This window comes from Pseudomonas sp. LARHCG127 (genome assembly GCF_052871455.1).
Genome location: NZ_JBIXJT010000011.1, coordinates 1 through 20,725, shown reverse-complemented (window position 1 = coordinate 20,725; position 20,725 = coordinate 1). Strand labels below are relative to the sequence as shown.

Sequence of the window (20,725 nt, the reverse complement as noted above, 5' to 3'; positions counted from 1 at the left end):
CTCGTCTAACGGAGTGTTTATGGTAGTTAAAGTCCTGGTGGTGGACGATTCGGGTTTTTTCCGTCGCCGCGTCTCGGAAATTCTTTCAGCGGACACGAGTATTCAGGTCGTCGGTACCGCGACTAACGGCAAAGAGGCGATCGATCAGGCGCTGGCACTCAAGCCGGACGTGATCACCATGGACTACGAGATGCCGATGATGGACGGCATCACGGCCGTGCGGCATATCATGCAGCGCTGCCCGACCCCGGTCTTGATGTTCTCCTCCCTGACCCATGAAGGCGCCCGGGTGACCCTCGATGCGCTGGACGCCGGCGCGGTGGATTTCCTGCCGAAGAATTTCGAAGACATTTCGCGCAACCCGGACAAGGTCCGGCAGTTGCTGTGCGAGAAGGTCCACAGCATTTCCCGCAGCAATCGCCGTGTCAGTGCCTACAGCGCGCCGGCACCCGCCCCGGTTGCGGCGCCAAGCCCGGCGCCTGCGCCTGCGCCGACGGCTTCGAGCAGCTTCAATCCTGCACCGGTGCGTAGCGCCCCGGCACCTGCGCCGACGCGTTCGGCGCCTGCCAGTGCATCGTCGCCGGCACCCAAGCGCAAAGCCTACAAACTGGTGGCGATCGGCACGTCCACCGGCGGCCCGGTGGCGCTGCAACGGGTCCTGACTCAATTGCCCGCCAACTTCCCGGCCCCCATCGTGCTGATCCAGCACATGCCGGCGGCGTTCACCAAGGCATTTGCCGAGCGCTTGGACAAGCTGTGCAACATCAGCGTCAAGGAAGCCGAGGATGGCGACATCCTGCGCCCCGGCCTGGCGTTGCTGGCACCGGGTGGCAAGCAGATGATGATCGACGGCCGCGGCGCGGTGAAAATCCTGCCGGGCGATGAGCGTCTGAACTACAAGCCTTGCGTGGACATTACTTTCGGTTCCGCCGCCAAGTCCTACGGCGACAAAGTTTTGGCAGTGGTGCTGACCGGCATGGGCGCCGACGGTCGCGAAGGCGCGCGCCTGCTCAAGCAGGGCGGCAGTGCGATCTGGGCCCAGGACGAAGCCAGTTGCGTGATCTACGGCATGCCCATGGCGATCGTGAAAGCTGATCTTGCCGACGCGGTATACGGATTGGACGACATCGGTCGACACCTGGTCGAGGCCTGCATTTAATGGATGTGCTCAGCCTGATTGGCATCACCATGGCGTTTGTCGCCATCATTGGCGGCAATTACCTGGAAGGCGGTCATCTGGGCGCGCTGGCCAACGGTCCGGCGGCGTTGATCGTGATCGGCGGCACCATTGGCGCGGCGCTGTTGCAATCGCCGATGAGTGCTTTCAAGCGCGCCATGCAGGTGCTGATCTGGATTCTGTTCCCGCCCCGTGTCGACCTGGCCGGTGGCATCGACCGCGTGGTGAACTGGAGCCTGACCGCTCGCAAGGAAGGCTTGCTGGGCCTGGAAGGGGTGGCCGATGCCGAACCCGACAGCTACTCGCGCAAAGGCCTGCAATTGTTGGTGGACGGTGCCGAGCCGGAAGCCATCCGCAGCATCCTGGAGGTGGATTTCTACACCCAGGAAAGCCGCGACATCGAGGCGGCCAAGGTCTTCGAAAGCATGGGCGGCTACGCGCCGACCATTGGCATCATCGGTGCGGTGATGGGCCTGATCCATGTGATGGGCAACCTGGCCGATCCGTCGCAACTGGGCAGCGGCATCGCCGTGGCATTCGTCGCGACGATCTACGGCGTGGCGAGCGCCAACCTGGTGTTGTTGCCGATCGCGGCCAAGCTCAAGTCCATCGCGTTGCGCCAGTCGCGCTATCGCGAAATGCTGCTGGAAGGGATCCTGTCGATCGCCGAGGGTGAGAACCCGCGCTCCATTGAATTGAAGCTCCAGGGCTTCATGGACTGATGGGGGATATGGAGCATGGCACGTCGCAGGCATCGTGAAGAACACGTCAACCATGAACGCTGGCTGGTTTCCTACGCCGACTTCATCACGCTGCTGTTCGCTTTTTTCGTGGTCATGTATTCGATTTCGTCAGTCAACGAAGGCAAGTACAAAGTCATTTCCGAGGCGTTGATCGGGGTCTTCACTGACTCCGACCGGGCTCTCAAGCCCATTCCGATCGGCGAGGAGCGGCCCAAGACCACCACGCCGGCCAAACCCTTGGTCAAGGACAGCGAGCAGGTCGACGCCGGTGTCGCCGGCAGTAGCGATCCGTTGAAAAGCATCGCCGACGACATCAGCGCGGCGTTCGGCGACCTGATCAGCTCGAACCAGATGACCGTGCGCGGCAACGAGCTGTGGGTCGAGATCGAACTCAATTCCAGCCTGTTGTTCGGTAGCGGCGACGCCATGCCCAGCGACATGGCGTTCAACATCATCGATAAGGTCGCGGCGATCCTCAAGCCGTTCGACAACCCGATCCACGTCGAAGGCTTCACCGACGACCAGCCGATCCGTACTGCGCAGTATCCGACTAACTGGGAACTGTCCTCGGCCCGCTCGGCGAGCATCGTGCGCATGCTGGCGATGCAGGGGCTCAATCCCGGGCGCTTGGCATCGGTGGGGTATGGCGAGTTCCAGCCGGTGGCCAACAACGCCACCGCCGAGGGGCGTGCGCGCAACCGTCGCGTAATATTGGTGGTGTCGCGCAACCTCGATGTGCGTCGCAGCCTGACCGGTACCGGTACGGCCAATGCAACCCCGGACGCGGCATTGAAGCGGGCTGGCACACAAACTGCACCGGCACCGGTCAAGTCGCCGGGAAGACAGAGTGCCGTCAATTCTCCGTCACCCGCTTTATAACCGAGCTATTTCTCGGTCGAGCCTGTTTCGGCCGGGAGGAACGATCCGAATGAGAGTCTGGGCAGTCGCCAATCAAAAAGGTGGTGTGGGCAAGACCACATCTTCCATCGCTTTAGCCGGGTTGCTGGCCGAGGCGGGCAAGCGCGTGGTCATCGTCGATCTGGACCCCCACGGCTCGATGACCAGTTATTTCGGCTACGATCCCGACAGCCTGGAGCACAGCAACTACGACCTGTTCCTGCACAAGGGCGTGGTGCCCGAGGGCCTGCCGGGGCAGTTGCTGTTGTCCACCAGCGACGAGCGGATTTCCCTGTTGCCGTCGAGCACCGCCCTGGCCACCCTGGAGCGACAGTCGCCCGGACAGAGCGGCCTGGGCCTGGTGATCGCCAAGAGTCTGGCGCAGCTGTGGCAGGATTTCGATTACGCGATCATCGACAGCCCGCCGTTGCTGGGTTTGCTGATGGTCAATGCCCTGGCGGCCAGCCAGCAGTTGGTGATCCCGGTGCAGACCGAGCATTTGGCGGTCAAGGGCCTGGAGCGCATGGTCAATACCCTGGCGATGGTCAATCGTTCGCGCAAGCAGACGCTGGCCTTCAACATCGTGCCGACCCTGTTCGACCGTCGCACCCAGGCGTCCCTGGGCACCCTGCGTGTCTTGCGGGACATGTACCCGGAGGACATCTGGCAAGGCTATATCCCCGTTGATACGCGCCTGCGCGATGCCAGCCGTGCCGGTGTGACCCCTTCGCAATTCGATGGCAAGAGCCGTGGCGTACTGGCTTACCGGGCGCTGCTCAAGCACCTGCTGGCCCAACAGCTTGTTCCGCAGCAGGTGGCCTGATTGAAATTTCTGTATGCGGGAGCAGGCGTTGTAGGAGCTGGCGCAGCCTGCGATCTTTCAGTGAGCATGGATATTCCGGAGATCAAGATCAAAGGATCGCAGCCTTCGGCAGCTCCTACTCGGATGTCTGACAGTTTTGCGAGCTCAAGTCTCATGGCATTCATGCCGATAACCTCTTCAAGTGGCGCACTGTTCCCATGAGCCGCCCGATAAAGACAACCTCGCGTCCGCAAATGGCCCTGCAGTCCTATCTGGATGGGCTGTTGCAGGAAGCGACCGAAGAACTACCACCGCCGCCAAGCGTGATCGAGGCGTTGCCCGACCCCGTCGAAGCCGAGGGTGTGCTGGATGAGTTTCAAGCGGCCGTGCTCGAAGAGCAGGCCCGTGATGCACGCAAACCAGTGGTGGCTGCGGCGGTCGAAACACCGCTCATCAAACCTCAACTGGCGGTGATGCAAGCACCAGCGCCGATCCTGGCGCCGGTCTCGACCGTTGCCCCGTTGCTGCAGAGCCTGGTGACGCCGGTGGTGGAAGTCCACTTGCCGCCGAGCAGTCCGCCGCCACCGGTGCCGGGCGACGACCGTCCGGCCTGGGCTGCCGAGCCGTTCGAGTGTTTGCTGTTCGATGTGGCCGGGTTGACCCTGGCGGTGCCGCTGGTCTGCCTGGGGTCGATCTACTCCCTGGCCGGGCAGGAATTGACGCCGTTGTTTGGCCAGCCGGAATGGTTCCTCGGGATCCTGCCGAGCCAGGCCGGCAACCTGAAGGTGCTGGATACGGCGCGTTGGGTGATGCCGGACCGTTATCGCGACGACTTTCGCCAGGGCTTGCAATACGTGATTTCGGTGCAAGGTTATGAGTGGGGATTGGCGGTGCACCAGGTCAGCCGTTCGCTGCGCCTGGACCCGAACGAGATCAAGTGGCGCAGCCATCGAGGGCAACGGCCATGGCTGGCCGGTACGGTGATCGAGCACATGTGCGCCTTGCTGGACGTTTCCGAACTGGCGGAGTTGATCGCCAGCGGCGGGGCAAAACACTTGGGCGGCAGCAAGAAGCCGGTCCAGAAACCGAAATAAGACAACCGGTGGCGCGCAGCGTCGCCGGACAGAATACACGCCGCCACAGGCGGTTTTTCGAGGGGTCAGGGTATGAATGATAAGGCGTCGTCTCAAAAGGGTTCTGAAGATCCGATTCTGCAATGGGTGACCTTCAAGCTCGATAACGAAACCTACGGCATCAACGTGATGCGCGTTCAGGAAGTGCTGCGCTATACCGAGATCGCCCCGGTACCGGGTGCACCGAGCTATGTGCTGGGCATCATCAACCTGCGCGGCAACGTGGTCACCGTGATCGATACCCGTCAGCGCTTCGGCCTGATGAACGCCGAGATCAGCGACAACACCCGGATCGTCATCATCGAAGCCGACAAGCAAGTGGTTGGCATCATGGTCGACAGCGTCGCCGAAGTGGTTTACCTGCGTCAGTCGGAAATCGAAACCGCGCCGAACGTGGGTAACGAAGAGTCCGCCAAGTTCATTCAGGGCGTGTGCAACAAGAACAACGAGTTGCTGATTCTGGTTGAACTGGACAAGATGATGAGCGAAGAAGAGTGGTCGGAACTGGAGAGTATCTGATTTGATTCTTGAGGTAGCTGTCATTGTCCTGTTCCTTTTCTGGGCAGGCACGCTGGCGATGTTCTTGGCATACATACGTGGCCAGCGGCAGATCGCCGCTCAGCAGGCCCAGGGCGATGCGCTGCGCGACCAGCGCATCAAGGACCTGGCCAAGCGCGTCGACGATTACCAGAACGGCACCGTGCGCATGGGCGAAGCGCTCCATGAGCTGCGTGCCGTGGTCGCGCCGTTGCCGGACAAACTCGCCCAGTTGGAACAGCGCGACCCCTCCAGCCTGTCCTTCGCCCAGGCCGCCCGCCTGGTGGGCATGGGCGCCAGCGTCGACGAACTGACCCAAGCCTGCGGCCTGACCCAGGCCGAGGCGGAGTTGATGAGCAAGCTGCACAAGGGCGGCTGATCGCTTTACTCCGATCGAAATGTGGGGAGCGAGCTTGCTCGCGATAGCGGTGTGGCAGTCGATAGAAATGTCGGGTGTGATTCCGTCATCGCGAGCAAGCTCGCTCCCACAGGTTTTTCTGCTGCTCACGCCTGATCATTCCAGCACACGCAGCGCTTGTGGCGAGGGAGCTTGCTCCCGCTGGCCTGCGAAGCGGGCCCCCGCAGCAGACCGTATCGCCCGGTTTTGCGACTGCTGCGCAGCCGAGCGGGAGCAAGCTCCCTCGCCACGATGCTGCGTTCTGCCGCAGATCCAATGTGGGAGCGAGCTTGCTCGCGATAGCGGTGTGGCAGTCGATAGAAATGTCGGGTGTGATTCCGTCATCGCGAGCAAGCTCGCTCCCACAGGTTTTCTGGCGCTCACCGACTGATCATACCGCCGCTTTGATCAGTAATCGTCGCCGCGGTCGGTCACGTCCTTCTCGACACTCGGCGCGTGCGGGTCAAACCCTTGCGGAAACTTGCCCTTGAGGTTCCAGGCGAACGCGATGATCTCGGCAATCGTGCGGTACAGTTCCTCCGGGATGCTGTCCCCCAACTCCATCCGTGCCAGCAACTTCACTAGCTCGGCATTTTCATAGATCGGCACTTCGCTTTCGCGGGCGATGCGCAGGATTTCCTCGGCCAGGGCCTCGTCGCCCTTGGCGGTGAGGGTCGGGGCGTGGTGGCCGTCGTACTTGAGGGCGATGGCCTGGCGGGGTTCGGTGTGGGTGGTCATGCGTTTTCGTCCACCCAACGCTGTTCCAGGCGAGTCTTGGGGCCTTGGGGCGGGGTACCGAGGTGGCAGTCCAGCTCACCGACGTTCAGGCCACAGGTCACAAGGCGTTCACGCAAGGCGGTCAAGTTGTTTTCGATCAGGCTCGCCGTATAAGGCCGTTCTGCCCATAACTGGCTGGACAGGCTGCCGCTGAGCAACTGGGCCTGGACCTGCAAGGGGCCGAGCGGTTCCACGTCGAACGCCAGTTCCACCCGCCAGAGCTGCTGTTTCGGCTCGCGTTCTTCCCGGCGTTCGTCGGGTTGTTCCCGGGGCGGGGTTTCCTCGCGCTGGAACTTGACCTGCAATGGCACGATGTCCTGCAAGTTGCGCATCGGGATCTCCAACTGCCAAGTACTCATCAGTCGGCCGTCGTCGGTCAGGCCGGTCTGTTCAAGGCTCGACAACTGATGGCTTTGCAGGCGCGACACGGCCGCGGCGGCCAGGCGGAGCAGGTGTTCCAGGTCGCCTTCTTCGTCCTGCTCTTTCAACTGCCGGGAGGGCAGCGGAAAACTGGTGGGCGACGGTTTGGCGCTGACCTGGCCGAGCATCCCCAGGGCACTGCGTACGAAACTCGGCAGGGCCTGGGCCAGCGTGTTGGCGGCAATGATGGCGCCGAGGTTGGTCGAGGCGGGCAGGGCCGGTGTCAGCTGGGCAATCAGTTTCAGCAGGTCGCCCTTCATGTCCGGCGCCAGGCTCGGTGGCTGTCCGGCGAGCAGTTTGCTTTCCAGGAACACACCGCTGGCGATCATGGCCTGGGCCACGCCCTTGGGCGTGCTCAGTTGCTGGGCATCCGGCAGGCCTGCCAGCAAGCGAGTCACCGCCGCGCGCAGCTGTGTTTCTGTGTCGTCAGTGACGGGAAGGTTTTGCAGCGCAGTGATCAGACTGTCCAGCGAGCCCTGGCGGCTGACTTGGGTGACCAGTTGCTGGCTCACCGCCAGTTGCTCCTGACGGTTGCTCAGGGGTACGAATTTCAGCGTCTGGGCATCTTGCACCTGGGCGCTCAAGAGTGTGCCGATGCGCAGCGGTTGGGGACTGTCGATGTCCAGGGTGCTGCCAGCCTGGACGGTGTTGAGCAGGCTCACCAACGACCGGTAGACCACCGGCTGTCCGGGTAAGGCGGGCAACGCCTGGCTGGTCAACACCTTGCCTTGCAGCAACGTGCCCACCGGCATCTGCGCGGTGTCGATGCGCGTCAAGGTGGCAACGCTGGAGGCAACGGCCTGTTGCACGGCAATCGCCAGGTTGCTGGCGGACGGCTGGGTCACGGCCAGGCTGGTGCCCTGGGGCAGTGGCTGGGTGCTGGTGGCCTGCACGGTGGCCTGTCGACCGCTTTCCAGGGTGACCTTGAGCAGTAGCTGAAAAGTCTGGTCCGCCTGCTTGAGCGACAGCACTTCGGCCTTGGCGGTCTGGCCGGGCCCGATCAGCCCTTCGGCTGGCGCCAGCAACTTGAGCAGCTCCCCCGTCACCGTTGGCATACGCGTCGTTGCCGTGGCCTGGGGCAGCGGCAGGATGTTCATGTCGCCTGTCATTTGCGGTCTTACCTTGGGGAAATAAGCTCTCTTGAGAGTAGGTCAGGGCATGTATAATGCCGCCCGTCTTTCAGGGAGTGGCGAAAACCTTGCAATTGTTTGACGCAGCTCTGTGGAACAGGCCGTCAAAGCATCTATGCTGCACCTCTTTAACGGCCGCTGCACCGCCGACTTGAACACCGTATAAGGCCCGCGATCCCTTGACCAGTCCTCTCCTGCAAACCGTTGGCCTCGCCTGTGAGCGAGACTTGCGGCTGCTTTTCGAACATCTGGAATTGAGACTCTCGCCTGGCGACATGGTGCAGATCAGTGGCCCCAACGGCAGTGGCAAGACCAGTCTGTTGCGCCTGCTCGCCGGGTTGATGCAGCCCACCGCAGGGCAAGTGTTGCTCAATGGCCAGCCCTTGCACAGCCAGCGCAGCGAACTGGCCCGTAACCTGCTCTGGATCGGCCACGCCGCGGGCATCAAGGATTTGCTGACCCCCGAAGAGAACCTCAGTTGGCTCTGTGCACTGCATACGCCGGCCGAGCGCGAGGCGATCTGGCAAGCGTTGGCGGCGGTCGGGCTGCGCGGCTTCGAGGATGTGCCGAGCCACACCCTGTCCGCCGGCCAGCAGCGCCGAGTGGCCTTGGCCCGGTTGTACCTGGACGGCCCGCCGCTGTGGATTCTCGACGAGCCGTTCACGGCCCTGGACAAGCAGGGCGTCGCGCAACTCGAGGAACACCTGGCCCGGCACTGCGAAAATGGCGGCATGGTCCTGTTGACGACCCACCACACGCTGGCGCGGATGCCGTCCGGTTATCGCAATATCGATCTGGGGAACTGGGCCGTATGAGTGTGTTTGGCCTGCTGCTTGCCCGCGAGGCGCGCCTGCTGTTTCGTCGTCCGGCCGAATTGGCCAATCCGCTGGTATTCTTCGCGATTGTCATCGCGCTCTTCCCGTTGGCGGTCGGTCCGGAGACTCAATTGTTGCAAACCTTGTCCCCAGGACTGGTCTGGGTGGCCGCGCTTTTATCGGTCCTGCTCTCGCTGGACGGGCTTTTCCGCAGTGATTTCGAAGACGGCTCACTGGAACAGTGGGTCCTTTCGTCGCACCCCCTGGCCCTTCTGGTTTTGGCCAAGGTACTGGCACACTGGGTTTTTTCCGGGCTGGCACTGGTGCTGCTCTCGCCGCTGCTGGCGATGATGCTGGGCTTGCCCGCCGCGTGCATGCCGGTGCTGCTGGTGTCGCTGCTGCTGGGCACTCCGGTGCTGAGCTTGCTCGGTGCGGTGGGCGCGGCGTTGACGGTGGGTTTGAAGCGCGGCGGCCTGTTGTTGGCGCTGCTGATCCTGCCGTTGTATATCCCGGTGTTGATCCTGGGCAGCGGTGCCTTGCAAGCCGCATTGCAAGGCATGCCCGCGACCGGTTATCTGCTGTGGCTTGGGAGCCTGACCGCCCTGGCAATAACCCTGACACCCTTCGCAATAGCCGCTGGCCTGAAAATCAGCGTCGGCGAATAATAACGAGGCCTGGTCAAAAATTGACCACTTCCCTGGAAGTAAAGGCAGACCCGGCGGTTCGTGATGACGAACCGCAACCGTGATGGAAACAGCAATGAACTGGACCTGGTTTCATAAGCTCGGCTCACCCAAGTGGTTCTACGGCATCAGCGGCAAACTGCTCCCCTGGTTGAGCCTCTTCGCGCTGCTATTGATGGGTTCTGGCGTGGTGTGGGGCCTGGCCTTCGCCCCGCCGGACTACCAGCAGGGCAACAGCTTTCGCATCATTTATATCCACGTGCCCACGGCCCTGCTGGCCCAGTCCATCTATGTGATGCTGGCGGTGTGCGGTGTGGTCGGGCTGGTGTGGAAGATGAAACTGGCCGACGTCGCCCTGCAATGCGCTGCCCCCATCGGCGCCTGGATGACCGCCGTGGCGCTGGTCACCGGGGCCATCTGGGGCAAGCCGACCTGGGGTTCGTGGTGGGTCTGGGATGCGCGGCTGACGTCGATGCTGATCCTGCTGTTCCTGTACTTCGGTCTTATTGCGCTGGGCAACGCCATCAGCAATCGTGACAGCGCGGCCAAGGCCTGCGCGGTGCTGGCGATTGTCGGCGTGATCAACATCCCGATCATCAAGTATTCGGTGGAGTGGTGGAACACCTTGCACCAGGGCGCGACCTTCACCCTGACCGAAAAACCGGCGATGCCCATCGAAATGTGGCTGCCGCTGCTGCTGACGGTACTGGGCTTCTACTGTTTCTTTGGCGCGGTGTTGTTGCTGCGCATGCGCCTGGAAGTGCTCAAGCGCGAGTCCCGGGCCAGTTGGGTGAAGGCCGAAGTACAGAACAGCCTGGAGGCCGCTCGATGAGTTTCGCGTCATTCGGCGATTTCCTCGCCATGGGCCATCATGGCCTGTATGTCTGGTCAGCCTATGGCATTTGCCTGGTGGTGCTGGCTCTCAACGTGGCGGTGCCGATCCTGGCCCGCAAGCGGTATCTGCAACAAGAGGCGCGTCGTCTGCGCCGGGAGAACGGTCAGTGAATCCGCTGCGCAAAAAACGTCTTGTCATCATTCTGGCGATCCTGGTGGGTGTCGGTGCCGCGGTCGGCCTGGCTCTCAGCGCCTTGCAGCAGAACATCAACCTGTTCTACACCCCGACCCAGATCGCTAATGGCGAAGCGCCGAAAGACACGCGCATCCGCGCCGGCGGCATGGTGGAGCAGGGCTCGCTGGTGCGTTCCGGGGATTCGCTGGACGTGAAATTCAATGTCACCGATTTTAACAAGACCGTGACCATCACCTATCGCGGCATTCTCCCGGACCTGTTCCGCGAAGGGCAGGGCATCGTCGCCCTGGGCAAGCTCAACGCTGACGGCGTAGTGGTCGCCGATGAAGTGCTGGCCAAGCACGATGAGAAATACATGCCGCCGGAAGTGACCAAGGCCCTGAAAGACAGCGGCCAGTCGGCACCCGCGCCTGTGAAGGAGGGCTGACCGATGACGGCTGGTATCTTTATTCCCGAGTTGGGCCACCTGGCGATGATCCTGGCCCTGTGTTTCTCCCTGGTACAGGCCGTGGTGCCCCTGCTCGGTGCCTGGCGTGGCGACCGGTTGTGGATGAGCCTGGCACAGCCGGCGGCATGGGGGCAGTTCGCGTTCCTGCTGTTCGCCTTCGGTTGCCTGACCTATGCGTTCATGGCTGACGACTTTTCCGTGGAGTACGTCGCCAGCAACTCCAACAGCGCCTTGCCCTGGTATTACAAGTTCAGCGCGGTGTGGGGCGCCCACGAAGGTTCGCTGTTGTTGTGGGCATTGATTCTCGCGGGCTGGACCTTCGCCGTCTCGGTGTTCTCCCGGCAACTGCCACGCGTGATGCTCGCCCGCGTACTGGCGATCATGGGCATGATCAGCACCGGTTTCCTGCTGTTCCTGATCGTCACGTCCAACCCGTTCGAGCGCATCCTGCCGCAGATGCCGATGGATGGCCGCGACCTCAATCCATTGCTGCAAGACATCGGCCTGATCGTTCACCCGCCGATGCTCTACATGGGCTACGTCGGTTTTTCCGTGGCCTTCGCCTTCGCCATCGCCGCGTTGCTCGGCGGGCGTCTCGATGCCGCCTGGGCACGCTGGTCGCGCCCGTGGACCATCGTCGCCTGGGCCTTCCTCGGTGTCGGTATCACGTTGGGCTCCTGGTGGGCCTACTACGAACTGGGCTGGGGCGGCTGGTGGTTCTGGGATCCGGTGGAAAACGCATCCTTCATGCCTTGGCTGGTGGGTACCGCGCTGATTCACTCCCTCGCCGTCACGGAAAAGCGCGGTGTGTTCAAGAGCTGGACCGTGCTGCTGGCCATCGCGGCGTTCTCGTTGAGCCTGTTGGGCACGTTCCTGGTGCGTTCCGGCGTGCTGACGTCGGTGCATGCCTTTGCCTCGGACCCTGAACGTGGCGTGTTTATCCTGATGTTCCTGCTGTTCGTCGTTGGCGGTTCGCTGACGCTGTTCGCCCTGCGTGCCCCGGTGGTCAAGAGCCAGGTCGGCTTCAACCTCTGGTCGCGGGAAACCCTGTTGCTGGGCAACAACCTGGTGCTGGTGGTGGCGGCGTCGATGATCCTGTTGGGGACGTTGTACCCGCTGGTGCTCGATGCACTGTCCGGCGCCAAGCTGTCGGTGGGTCCGCCGTACTTCAACGCGTTGTTCATCCCGCTGATGGCGATCCTGATGGTGGTGATGGCCATCGGTGTGCTGGTGCGCTGGAAAGACACCCCGGTCAAGTGGCTACTGGGCATGTTGACCCCGGTGCTGCTGGGCACGGCCGCCCTGGCCGTGGTGGCCGGCGTGGCCTATGGCGATTTCAACTGGGCGGTGCTGGCGACGTTCGTGCTGGCGGCCTGGGTGTTGCTGGCCGGCGTCCGGGACATCTTCGACAAGACCCGCCACAAAGGCCTGATCAAAGGCCTGCCATCCCTGACCCGCAGTTATTGGGGCATGCAGATCGCCCACCTGGGCATCGCCGTCTGTGCCTTGGGTGTGGTGCTGTCCAGCCAGAACAGTGCCGAGCGCGACCTGCGCCTGGCGCCGGGGGAGTCCATGGACCTGGGGGGTTATCAGTTCGTGTTCGAAGGCGCCAAGCATTTCGAAGGACCGAACTTCACCTCTGACAAAGGCACCGTGCGGGTCATTCGCAACGGCCAGGAAATCACCGTGCTGCACCCGGAAAAACGCCTCTACACCGTGCAGAACTCGGTCATGACCGAAGCCGGGATCGATGCCGGGTTCACTCGCGATCTCTACGTGGCCCTGGGCGAGTCCCTGGGCGACGGCGCGTGGGCGGTGCGCGTTCATGTCAAGCCGTTCGTGCGCTGGATCTGGTTCGGTGGTTTGCTCACCGGCCTGGGCGGGGTACTGGCGGCGCTGGATCGGCGTTATCGAGTCAAGGTGAGAACCCGGGTGCGTGAAGCCCTGGGCGTGACGGGAGCCACTGCATGAAACGTTGGTTGATGCTGTTGCCGCTGGCGCTGTTCCTGTTGATGGCGGTGTTTTTGTACCGGGGGTTGTACCTGAACCCGAGCGAGTTGCCCTCGGCGATGATCGGCAAGCCATTCCCGGAGTTTTCCCTGCCTTCGGTGCAAGGCGACAAGACCCTGACCCGTGCCGACCTGCTGGGCAAGCCGGCGCTGGTCAACGTGTGGGGCACCTGGTGCATTTCCTGCCGGGTCGAGCACCCGGTGCTGAACAAACTGGCCCAGAACGGCGTGGTGATCTACGGCGTCAACTACAAGGACGTCAATGCCGACGCTCTGAAGTGGCTGGCCGAGTTTCACAATCCGTACCAATTGGACATTCGTGACGAAGACGGCTCCCTGGGCCTGAACCTGGGCGTCTATGGCGCGCCGGAAACCTTCTTCATCGATGCCAAGGGCGTGATCCGCGACAAGTTCGTCGGCGTGATCGACGAACAGGTCTGGCGCGAGAAACTGGCCGCCAAATACCAGTCCCTGGTGGACGAGGCCAAGCCATGAAGCGCTGGTTAGCCGCTGCCATCCTGGGGTTGAGCCTGGTCGGTGTGGCCCAGGCGGCCATCGACACCTACGAATTCGCCAACGACGGCGAGCGCGAGCGGTTTCGCGAGCTGACCAAGGAACTGCGCTGCCCCAAATGCCAGAACCAGGACATCGCCGACTCCAACGCCCCGATTGCCGCCGACCTGCGCAAGGAAATCTTCCGCATGCTCGGCGAGGGCAAGGACAACCAGCAGATCATCGACTTCATGGTCGATCGCTACGGTGAGTTCGTGCGCTACAACCCCGCCCTGTCCTCCAAGACCGCGGTGCTTTGGTTCGGCCCCGCCGGGCTGTTGCTCGGTGGTCTCGTGATCATCGCAGTCATCGTGCGCCGGCGCCGGGTCCAGCGCACGGCCGCACCGGACACGCTTTCTGTCGAAGAGCGCCAGCGCCTCGACCAACTGTTGGATAAAACCAAGCATGATTGATTTCTGGCTCGCCGCAGGTCTGCTTCTTCTGGTTGCCCTGAGTTTTCTGTTGATCCCTGTACTGCGTGGTCGTCGCGCTCAACGCGAAGAGGACCGCACCGCCCTCAACGTGGCGCTGTATCAGGAGCGTGTGGCCGAACTGCAAGCCGAGCGGGAGGAGGGCGTGCTCAACGCCGCGCAACTGGACACCGGTCGTGCCGAAGCCGCCCGGGAGCTGCTCGCCGACACCGAGGGCGCCGATGCGCCGCGCGAATCCCGGCTGGGCAAACCGTTGCCGTTGCTCGCCGCCGTATTGGTGCCGGTGCTGGGCCTGGCGCTGTACCTGCATTTCGGTGCCAGTGACAAGGTCGAGCTGACCCGCGAATTCGCCCAGGCGCCGCAGTCGATGGAAGAGATGACCCAGCGCCTGGAACGCGCAGTGGCGGCGCAGCCGGACTCGGCCGAAGGCCTGTATTTCCTCGGGCGTACCTACATGGCCCAGGATCGGCCCGCGGATGCGGCGAAGATCTTCGAGCGCACCGTGGCGGTCGCCGGTCGCCAACCGGAACTGTTGGGCCAATGGGCCCAGGCGCAGTATTTCGCCGATGGCAAGAAATGGTCGGATAAGGTCCAGGCCTTGACTGACGAAGCGCTCAAGCTCGATCCGAAGGAAGTCACCAGCCTCGGCCTGTTGGGTATCGCCGCATTCGAAGGCGAACACTATCAGGAGGCGATCGATTACTGGGGGCGCCTGCTCGCGCAGTTGCCGGAAGGTGACAAATCCCGTGAGGCGCTACAGGGCGGCATTACCCGCGCCACCGAGAAACTGCAAGCCGGCGGCGGCAAAGTCGTCCAGGCCCCGCAGGCCAAGACCGGTGCATTGCTCAAGGTTCGCGTCGACCTGGCGCCAGAGCTCAAGGCCAAGGTGCAGCCGGGCGACAGCGTGTTCATCTTTGCCCGCGCCGTTTCCGGCCCGCCGGCACCCCTGGCCGTCAAGCGCCTGACGGTGGCCGATCTGCCGGTCACGGTTGAACTGGGCGATGCGGACGCCATGATGCCCCAGTTGAAACTGTCGAACTTCCCCGAAGTCCAACTGATGGCGCGCGTCTCCCGGGCCGGCCAGCCGACCGCGGGTGAGTGGATCGGCCGCAGCCAGCCCCTGGCGAGCAGCACCACGGCGCAACAACAATTGACCATCGACAGTCCGGATAAATAACAGGAATTCGCACCATGACCGCCATCGCTCGTATCACCCTGCTCACGCTCGTCATGGGCCTGAGCGCTTGCGCGGTCCAGCGTCCGCCGGAGCCCTCGGCGCCACTGCCACCGATTCCACCGTCGACCCCGACCACCAAGCCGGCCCCGTCCACGCCTCCTGGCAAGCCAGTCATCCCGAACAAACCGGCCAAGCCGGTGCCACGTACCTCCGCCAGTTTCGCCCCGCCACCGGGTGGCAACAGCCATTGGGATGCCAAACTGGGGGTCTATGTGCTGGATAACCAGACCAATACGTTCTACCGCCAGCGCACCTATTTCCGCTGGAACAACGGTTGGAGCCGCTCCGTCAGCCCGAACGGCCCGTGGGAAGAAACCACCATCGAAGGCGTGCCGGCGGGGCTGGGGCGCAAGTTCCACTGAAAGTGGTCGTTTCACACTGATCTGGAAGTGATCGGCAACCCTGTGGCGAGGGAGCTTGCTCCCGCTGGGCTGCGAAGCAGCCCCAATCCAGCCACCGCGGTCTGTCAGGCATATTTCGCTATCCAGGTTTTACGACTGCTGCGCAGCCGAGCGGGAGCAAGCTCCCTCGCCACAATCAAGTCCTCCACCACAATGGCGTTCGGCACAACCGTGCGGTAGGCCGGGCTTTTTGTGTTTCCGAATATTCTTTGCACGAAATTTTCACCAAATCTTGCGGACAATCCCCCGCGCTCATATCGCCGCCGGTTATTTAATGGCAATGCCATAGCCGTTCGTGCAACATTTGCGCACTCGCGCAAGCCCCGGGGCCAGGCTTTGGCCAACAGAGGGCGCGCCGTTGTTTCTTTTTTTGTCACTCCAACTCCAATAGGGTCCTTAAACGACATGGCAATCCCGGACGCCCTGAGTCAGCAGCGCACCACGCATCGCCTGCTGCAACCGACCGTCAAATCGCACCTGGCCTACACGTTGCTTTGCGCCCTGGTGATGATGGTCATGCTGAGCCTGCTGCGCGTGGCGCTGCTGGTCTACAACCGCGAGATGATCCTCGACACCCCGGCCTCGACCTTCGTTGAAGCGTTTTTCAATGGCCTGCGCTTTGACTTGCGCCTGGTGGTCTACCTCAGCATCCCGTTGCTGCTGGCATTGTTCAGCGCAAGGGCCATGGCCGCCCGTGGCTTCTTTCGTTTCTGGCTGACCATTACCTCCAGTGTTGCGCTGTTCCTCGGCTTGATGGAGATGGACTTCTACCGTGAATTCCACCAGCGCCTCAACGGCCTGGTCTTCCAGTATGTGAAGGAAGACCCGAAAACCGTGATGAGCATGCTCTGGTACGGTTTTCCGGTAGTGCGTTACCTGCTGGCCTGGGTGGGCGGCACCCTTATCCTGAGCCTGGCCTTCAAGGGCGCCGACCATGCCACCCGCCCGCGTGGGCCGTTCAGCGGCGGCAGCATCGGAACGCGTCAGCTCGCCCCGTGGTACGGACGTGTCGCGGTGTTCATGGTTTGCCTGGTGGTGGCCGTGGCCGCTGCGCGCGGTACCCTGCGCCAAGGTCCGCCACTGCGTTGGGGCGACGTCTACACCACTGATTCGAACTTCGCCAACCAGTTGGGCCTCAATGGCACTTTGTCACTGGTGGCGGCGGCCAAGAGCCGGCTGTCCGAACATCGTGACAACATCTGGAAGGCCACACTCGAGCAACCGCTGGCACAGCAGACCGTGCGCGACATGCTGGTGATGCCTGACGACAAGCTCGTGGACACCGAGACAGCCGCCGTGCGCCGCGACTACACGCCGCCAGCGGACAAGACCCTGCCGATCAAGAACGTGGTCGTGATTCTCATGGAGAGCATGGCCGGTCACTCGGTGGGCGCCCTGGGCGCGCCGGGCAACATCACGCCTTACCTGGACAAACTGTCCAAGGAAGGCCTGTTGTTCGACCGTTTTTTCTCCAATGGCACCCACACCCACCAAGGCATGTTCGCCACCATGGCGTGCTTCCCGAACCTGCCGGGTTTCGAATACCTGATGCAGACGCCGGAGGGCAGCCACAAGCTGTCTGGTCTGCCGCAACTGCTCAGCGCCCGCAACTACGACGACGTGTATGTCTACAACGGCGATTTTGCCTGGGACAACCAGTCGGGTTTCTTCAGCAGCCAGGGCATGACCACGTTCATCGGGCGTAACGACTACGTGAACCCAGTGTTCTCCGACCCGACCTGGGGCGTGTCCGACCAGGACATGTTCGACCGGGGCCTGATCGAACTCAAGGCGCGGGAAAACGGCAAGCCGTTCTATGCGTTGCTGCAGACCCTGTCCAACCATACGCCTTATGCGCTGCCGACGCCGTTGCCGGTGGAGCCGGTCACTGACCGTGGCCGCCTGAACGAACATCTGACCGCCATGCGTTACTCCGATTGGGCGCTGGGCCAGTTCTTCGAGAAGGCCCGCAAGGAACCTTACTTCAAGGAAACCCTGTTCGTCGTGGTCGGTGACCATGGCTTCGGCAACGAGCGCCAGATCACCGAGATGGACCTGGGCCGCTTCAATGTGCCGATGCTGCTGATCGGGCCGGGCGTCCAGGAAAAATTCGGCCAGCGCAACCACACCATTGGCACCCAGGTCGATATCGTCCCGACCATCATGGGCCGGCTCGGCGGAGAAGTGCGCAACCAGTGCTGGGGCCGCGACCTGTTGAATCTGCCGCCAGGCGACACCGGTTTTGGCGTGATCAAACCGTCGGGTAGCGATCAGACCACCGCACTTATCCACGACGACAAGATCCTGGTGTTGCCAGAGGAAAAGGCAATGGCACCGAAACTGTTCCGTTATCAACTGGGCGCCAATCCACATGCAGAGGTCATCCCGGATGCACCGGAGACGGCTGAGATGAAGCTCAAGCTCGAATCGTTCCTGCAAACCGCGACCAAGAGCCTGCTGGATAACACCGCCGGCGTGATTGACGGTAAGCCGGACTGAGAAACGGCGAGCATAAAAAAAGAGGCCTGCAGAGGCCTCTTTTTTTTGCGCTTACTTAGTGGTTTATATCTTGCCCAGTAATAGCAGGACCAACAGCACCACCAACACTACACCGATGATACCGGACGGACCGTAGCCCCAACTTCTGGAGTGCGGGAAGACCGGAAGACCACCGATCAGCAGGAGGATCAGAATAATGATAAGTATTGTGCCCATCGTAGATTTCCTTATTGGTTGGTTCTGGAGTGATGCAACTTCCAACTACCAGCGCGCATGTGTTAAATCCGGGCGGCTTAATAAGTCCGACCGTAACGTCCTGTAAAAAATTCAAAGTTTTTGTAGGCGCCGGTAGGCGCTGGTAGGAGCTGTGTAGGAGCTGTCGAGTGAAACGAGGCTGCGATCTTTCCCCAGACACTTGAATCCCAAGCGAAAGATCAAAAGATCGCAGGCTTCGCCAGCTCCTACAGTTTGCCCCCGCCATTCAGCAATCTGATGGAGCGTGGGTCCGGCAGGCGCCTTCGCTACACTCGGCCTATCTCTCCCGGAACAAGGCTGTTTGCTATGCAAAATCGCATGATGATCACAGGGGCCGGCTCCGGCCTGGGTCGCGAAATCGCGCTGCGCTGGGCTCGTGAAGGCTGGCGCCTGGCCTTGTCGGATGTCAGCGAGCCGGGCCTGGTGGAAACTCTGAAATTGGTGCGCGCTGCCGGTGGTGAAGGCTTCATCCAGCGTTGCGATGTGCGCGACTACAGCCAATTGACGGCGTTCGCCCAGGCTTGCGAAGAAAAGCTCGGCGGTATCGATATCATCGTCAACAACGCCGGCGTTGCCTCGGGTGGGTTTTTCAGTGAACTGTCCCTGGAAGATTGGGACTGGCAGATCGCGATCAACCTGATGGGCGTCGTCAAGGGCTGCAAGGCGTTCCTGCCATTGCTGGAAAAGAGCCGCGGCAAGATCATCAACATCGCCTCCATGGCGGCCTTGATGCAGGGGCCAGCCATGAGCAACTACAACGTGGCCAAGGCAGGCGTCGTGGCGTTATCGGAGAGCCTGCTGGTAGAGTTGGCGCAGCAGGAAGTCGGTGTCCACGTGGTGTGCCCGTCGTTTTTCCAGACCAATCTGCTGGACTCCTTCCGGGGGCCGACCCCAGCCATGAAGGCCCAGGTCGGCAAGTTGCTGGAAAGCTCACCGATCAGCGCCGCTGACATTGCCGACTACGTCTACCAGCAAGTGGCCCAAGGGCAGTTCATGATCCTGCCCCATGAACAGGGGCGCATGGCCTGGGCGCTCAAGCAGAAGAACCCACAGTTGCTCTACGACGAAATGACGGCCATGGCCGACAAGATGCGCGCCAAGGCCCGCCAGAACCTGAATTGACCTGGCTGCGCGATGTCCTCAGGATGGCGCCATTCGGCCCTCTTGATGGACATCTGCATGCTCAACTACCTGTGGTTCTTTCTCGCCGCGCTGTTTGAAATCGCCGGTTGCTACGCCTTTTGGATGTGGCTGCGCCAGGGCAAGAGCGCCTGGTGGATCGCCCCGGCGCTGCTCAGCCTGACCTTGTTCGCGCTGTTGCTGACCCGCATCGAAGCGACCTACGCCGGGCGCGCCTACGCCGCCTATGGCGGTATCTATATCATTGCCTCGATCGGCTGGCTGGCCGTGGTGGAGCGGGTCCGGCCACTGGGTTCCGACTGGATTGGCGTGGCGCTCTGCGTGTTGGGGGCGAGCGTGATTCTATTTGGCCCACGGCTCTCGGCTTCCTGAAATAACCTACGGTTCGTCAGGTTTTTGCAGGACGTTTCCTTCAGTCGCGAGAGCTTTGCTTGTAGGGCCTTACTGAATTCTCGCCGGTGTCTTGAGAACGGAAAGCAGGCCGGGCATGGTCAGGGTCCAGACATTCTTAAGGACAAGAACCATGCTCGTATTAAGCCGTGCTGTGGGCGAGTTGATTTCCATCGGTGACGATATTTCCGTCCGGGTGCTGTCGGTCAGTGGCACCACCGTGCGTTTTGGCGTCGAAGCGCCACGGCACGTCGATGTCCATCGCTCCGAAATCTATGAAAAAATCCAGAGGAAAAAGGCTAACGCCGCCCGCAAGGCCTGTTCAGTCGAATAGGTGCTTGGGCACGTCGTGCTTGAGCATCAGTTGGCACTGTTCGCTTTCCGGGTCGAAGACAATCAAGGCCTGGCCTTTGGTCAGGGCTTGCCGGACCCGTAGCACCCGCGTCTCCAGGGGCGTGTCGTCACCGTTGTCGGTGCCGTCGCGGGTCACGAAATCTTCGATCAGGCGAGTGAGCGTGTCGACTTCGAGTTGGTCGTGGGGGATGAGCATGGGGGACCTCAGCTAGACAATAGGGCGATGCTACGGCCAATGGGCTTTTGCGGCTAGCCTGGGTTTTGTGGTGGCTGTTCTGGTCTCATCGCGAGCAAGCTCGCTCCCACAGGGTTTCTGAGGCGTACTGCAGACCCCATGTGGGCGGCGTTTTTCAAGGTAGTTGTCGCGTCACCGTTTTGTTATGCCACTTTTGCGATCACAGTAAGCTCTCTTTCAGGGTTCAGATACACCGTCCCGACTGGCCTCCAGTTACGTGTTTCTCCTGACCA

Annotated in this window: 26 protein-coding genes; 21 read left to right on the top strand and 5 right to left on the bottom strand. The window is 61.9% G+C overall.

The window, feature by feature from the left end:
• The first annotated feature begins 19 nt into the window (after positions 1-19).
• The 7 genes from ACIPQ1_RS19000 (at position 20) to ACIPQ1_RS18970 (ending at position 5,668) form a co-directional block, all read left to right on the top strand.
• The gene (locus tag ACIPQ1_RS19000; protein ID WP_411386827.1) at positions 20-1,159 is read left to right on the top strand and encodes a protein-glutamate methylesterase/protein-glutamine glutaminase; all 1,140 of its coding nucleotides are present in this window, start codon (positions 20-22) and stop codon (positions 1,157-1,159) included.
• Positions 1,159-1,899 carry a flagellar motor protein gene (locus ACIPQ1_RS18995; protein ID WP_186728626.1) on the top strand — a complete coding sequence of 247 codons (741 nt, stop codon included), beginning with the start codon at positions 1,159-1,161 and terminating at the stop codon, positions 1,897-1,899. The genes ACIPQ1_RS19000 and ACIPQ1_RS18995 overlap by 1 nt, the downstream gene beginning before the upstream one ends.
• 15 nt (positions 1,900-1,914) lie before the next feature.
• Entirely contained in the window at positions 1,915-2,799 is an 885-nt protein-coding gene (gene motD / locus ACIPQ1_RS18990; protein WP_411386828.1) for a flagellar motor protein MotD, read from the top strand.
• A gap of 49 nt (positions 2,800-2,848) precedes the next feature.
• A complete protein-coding gene (locus tag ACIPQ1_RS18985) occupies positions 2,849-3,640 on the top strand; it encodes a ParA family protein (protein WP_053120309.1) in 792 nt (263 codons plus the stop codon).
• A 197-nt stretch (positions 3,641-3,837) separates the two neighbouring features.
• Complete coding sequence (locus tag ACIPQ1_RS18980; RefSeq protein ID WP_446534603.1) at positions 3,838-4,713, top strand: CheW domain-containing protein; 876 nt, start codon at positions 3,838-3,840, stop codon at positions 4,711-4,713.
• Positions 4,714-4,785: 72 nt separating this feature from the next.
• Positions 4,786-5,271, top strand: a complete 486-nt coding sequence (locus tag ACIPQ1_RS18975) for a chemotaxis protein CheW (RefSeq protein ID WP_003199144.1) — start codon at positions 4,786-4,788, stop codon at positions 5,269-5,271.
• 1 nt (position 5,272) lies between these two features.
• Entirely contained in the window at positions 5,273-5,668 is a 396-nt protein-coding gene (locus ACIPQ1_RS18970) for a DUF2802 domain-containing protein (protein ID WP_003183966.1), read from the top strand.
• Between the two features lie 426 nt (positions 5,669-6,094).
• Here the strand turns inward: ACIPQ1_RS18970 and ACIPQ1_RS18965 are convergent, their stop codons facing one another.
• Complete coding sequence (locus ACIPQ1_RS18965; protein ID WP_186704689.1) at positions 6,095-6,424, bottom strand: EscU/YscU/HrcU family type III secretion system export apparatus switch protein; 330 nt, start codon at positions 6,422-6,424, stop codon at positions 6,095-6,097.
• Entirely contained in the window at positions 6,421-7,992 is a 1,572-nt protein-coding gene (fliK, locus tag ACIPQ1_RS18960; RefSeq protein ID WP_446534602.1) for a flagellar hook-length control protein FliK, read from the bottom strand. The genes ACIPQ1_RS18965 and fliK overlap by 4 nt, the downstream gene beginning before the upstream one ends.
• A 200-nt stretch (positions 7,993-8,192) precedes the next feature.
• Between fliK and ccmA the strand changes: the two genes are divergently transcribed.
• From ccmA to ACIPQ1_RS18910, 10 genes are all read left to right on the top strand, one after another.
• Positions 8,193-8,828, top strand: a complete 636-nt coding sequence (ccmA, locus tag ACIPQ1_RS18955; protein WP_186704691.1) for a cytochrome c biogenesis heme-transporting ATPase CcmA — start codon at positions 8,193-8,195, stop codon at positions 8,826-8,828.
• Positions 8,825-9,493 (top strand): heme exporter protein CcmB, encoded by a 669-nt coding sequence (gene ccmB, locus ACIPQ1_RS18950; protein ID WP_003183957.1) that lies wholly within the window; start codon positions 8,825-8,827, stop codon positions 9,491-9,493. Before ccmA ends, ccmB begins: the two co-directional genes overlap by 4 nt.
• Positions 9,494-9,587: 94 nt before the next feature.
• Complete coding sequence (locus ACIPQ1_RS18945; RefSeq protein WP_250965915.1) at positions 9,588-10,343, top strand: heme ABC transporter permease; 756 nt, start codon at positions 9,588-9,590, stop codon at positions 10,341-10,343.
• Positions 10,340-10,516 (top strand): heme exporter protein CcmD, encoded by a 177-nt coding sequence (gene ccmD, locus ACIPQ1_RS18940; protein WP_003199159.1) that lies wholly within the window; start codon positions 10,340-10,342, stop codon positions 10,514-10,516. Before ACIPQ1_RS18945 ends, ccmD begins: the two co-directional genes overlap by 4 nt.
• Complete coding sequence (gene ccmE / locus ACIPQ1_RS18935; protein WP_039593064.1) at positions 10,513-10,968, top strand: cytochrome c maturation protein CcmE; 456 nt, start codon at positions 10,513-10,515, stop codon at positions 10,966-10,968. The genes ccmD and ccmE overlap by 4 nt, the downstream gene beginning before the upstream one ends.
• Positions 10,969-10,971: 3 nt before the next feature.
• Positions 10,972-12,960 (top strand): heme lyase CcmF/NrfE family subunit, encoded by a 1,989-nt coding sequence (locus ACIPQ1_RS18930; RefSeq protein ID WP_411386831.1) that lies wholly within the window; start codon positions 10,972-10,974, stop codon positions 12,958-12,960.
• A complete protein-coding gene (locus ACIPQ1_RS18925) occupies positions 12,957-13,493 on the top strand; it encodes a DsbE family thiol:disulfide interchange protein (protein ID WP_186728631.1) in 537 nt (178 codons plus the stop codon). The genes ACIPQ1_RS18930 and ACIPQ1_RS18925 overlap by 4 nt, the downstream gene beginning before the upstream one ends.
• Complete coding sequence (locus tag ACIPQ1_RS18920; RefSeq protein ID WP_186704695.1) at positions 13,490-13,963, top strand: cytochrome c-type biogenesis protein; 474 nt, start codon at positions 13,490-13,492, stop codon at positions 13,961-13,963. The genes ACIPQ1_RS18925 and ACIPQ1_RS18920 overlap by 4 nt, the downstream gene beginning before the upstream one ends.
• Positions 13,956-15,158, top strand: a complete 1,203-nt coding sequence (gene ccmI, locus ACIPQ1_RS18915; RefSeq protein ID WP_446534601.1) for a c-type cytochrome biogenesis protein CcmI — start codon at positions 13,956-13,958, stop codon at positions 15,156-15,158. Before ACIPQ1_RS18920 ends, ccmI begins: the two co-directional genes overlap by 8 nt.
• Positions 15,159-15,172: 14 nt before the next feature.
• Positions 15,173-15,580: a hypothetical protein gene (locus tag ACIPQ1_RS18910; RefSeq protein ID WP_186728633.1), complete on the top strand. Its 408-nt coding sequence runs from the start codon at positions 15,173-15,175 to the stop codon at positions 15,578-15,580.
• Positions 15,581-15,684: 104 nt separating this feature from the next.
• On the opposite strand, the gene ACIPQ1_RS18905 is transcribed toward ACIPQ1_RS18910, so the two are convergent.
• Complete coding sequence (locus ACIPQ1_RS18905) at positions 15,685-15,906, bottom strand: hypothetical protein (RefSeq protein WP_411386833.1); 222 nt, start codon at positions 15,904-15,906, stop codon at positions 15,685-15,687.
• Between the two features lie 118 nt (positions 15,907-16,024).
• On the opposite strand from ACIPQ1_RS18905, the gene ACIPQ1_RS18900 reads away from it, so the two are divergent.
• Entirely contained in the window at positions 16,025-18,118 is a 2,094-nt protein-coding gene (locus tag ACIPQ1_RS18900; protein ID WP_250963535.1) for an LTA synthase family protein, read from the top strand.
• A gap of 63 nt (positions 18,119-18,181) precedes the next feature.
• On the opposite strand, the gene ACIPQ1_RS18895 is transcribed toward ACIPQ1_RS18900, so the two are convergent.
• On the bottom strand, positions 18,182-18,334 hold the full coding sequence (locus ACIPQ1_RS18895) for a DUF3309 family protein (protein ID WP_003183939.1): 153 nt from the start codon (positions 18,332-18,334) through the stop codon (positions 18,182-18,184).
• A 345-nt stretch (positions 18,335-18,679) separates the two neighbouring features.
• Between ACIPQ1_RS18895 and ACIPQ1_RS18890 the strand changes: the two genes are divergently transcribed.
• The 3 genes from ACIPQ1_RS18890 to csrA all read left to right on the top strand — a co-directional run bounded on the left by ACIPQ1_RS18890 (position 18,680) and on the right by csrA (position 20,237).
• On the top strand, positions 18,680-19,495 hold the full coding sequence (locus tag ACIPQ1_RS18890) for an SDR family oxidoreductase (protein ID WP_446534600.1): 816 nt from the start codon (positions 18,680-18,682) through the stop codon (positions 19,493-19,495).
• A 57-nt stretch (positions 19,496-19,552) separates the two neighbouring features.
• Positions 19,553-19,885, top strand: a complete 333-nt coding sequence (locus tag ACIPQ1_RS18885) for a YnfA family protein (RefSeq protein WP_060743066.1) — start codon at positions 19,553-19,555, stop codon at positions 19,883-19,885.
• A gap of 151 nt (positions 19,886-20,036) precedes the next feature.
• Entirely contained in the window at positions 20,037-20,237 is a 201-nt protein-coding gene (gene csrA, locus ACIPQ1_RS18880) for a carbon storage regulator CsrA (protein WP_053120338.1), read from the top strand.
• Here csrA and ACIPQ1_RS18875 read toward each other — a convergent pair.
• Entirely contained in the window at positions 20,226-20,453 is a 228-nt protein-coding gene (locus tag ACIPQ1_RS18875; protein WP_003199186.1) for a YheU family protein, read from the bottom strand. The two genes, csrA and ACIPQ1_RS18875, sit on opposite strands and share 12 nt — an antisense overlap.
• Between the last annotated feature and the right edge of the window lie 272 nt (positions 20,454-20,725).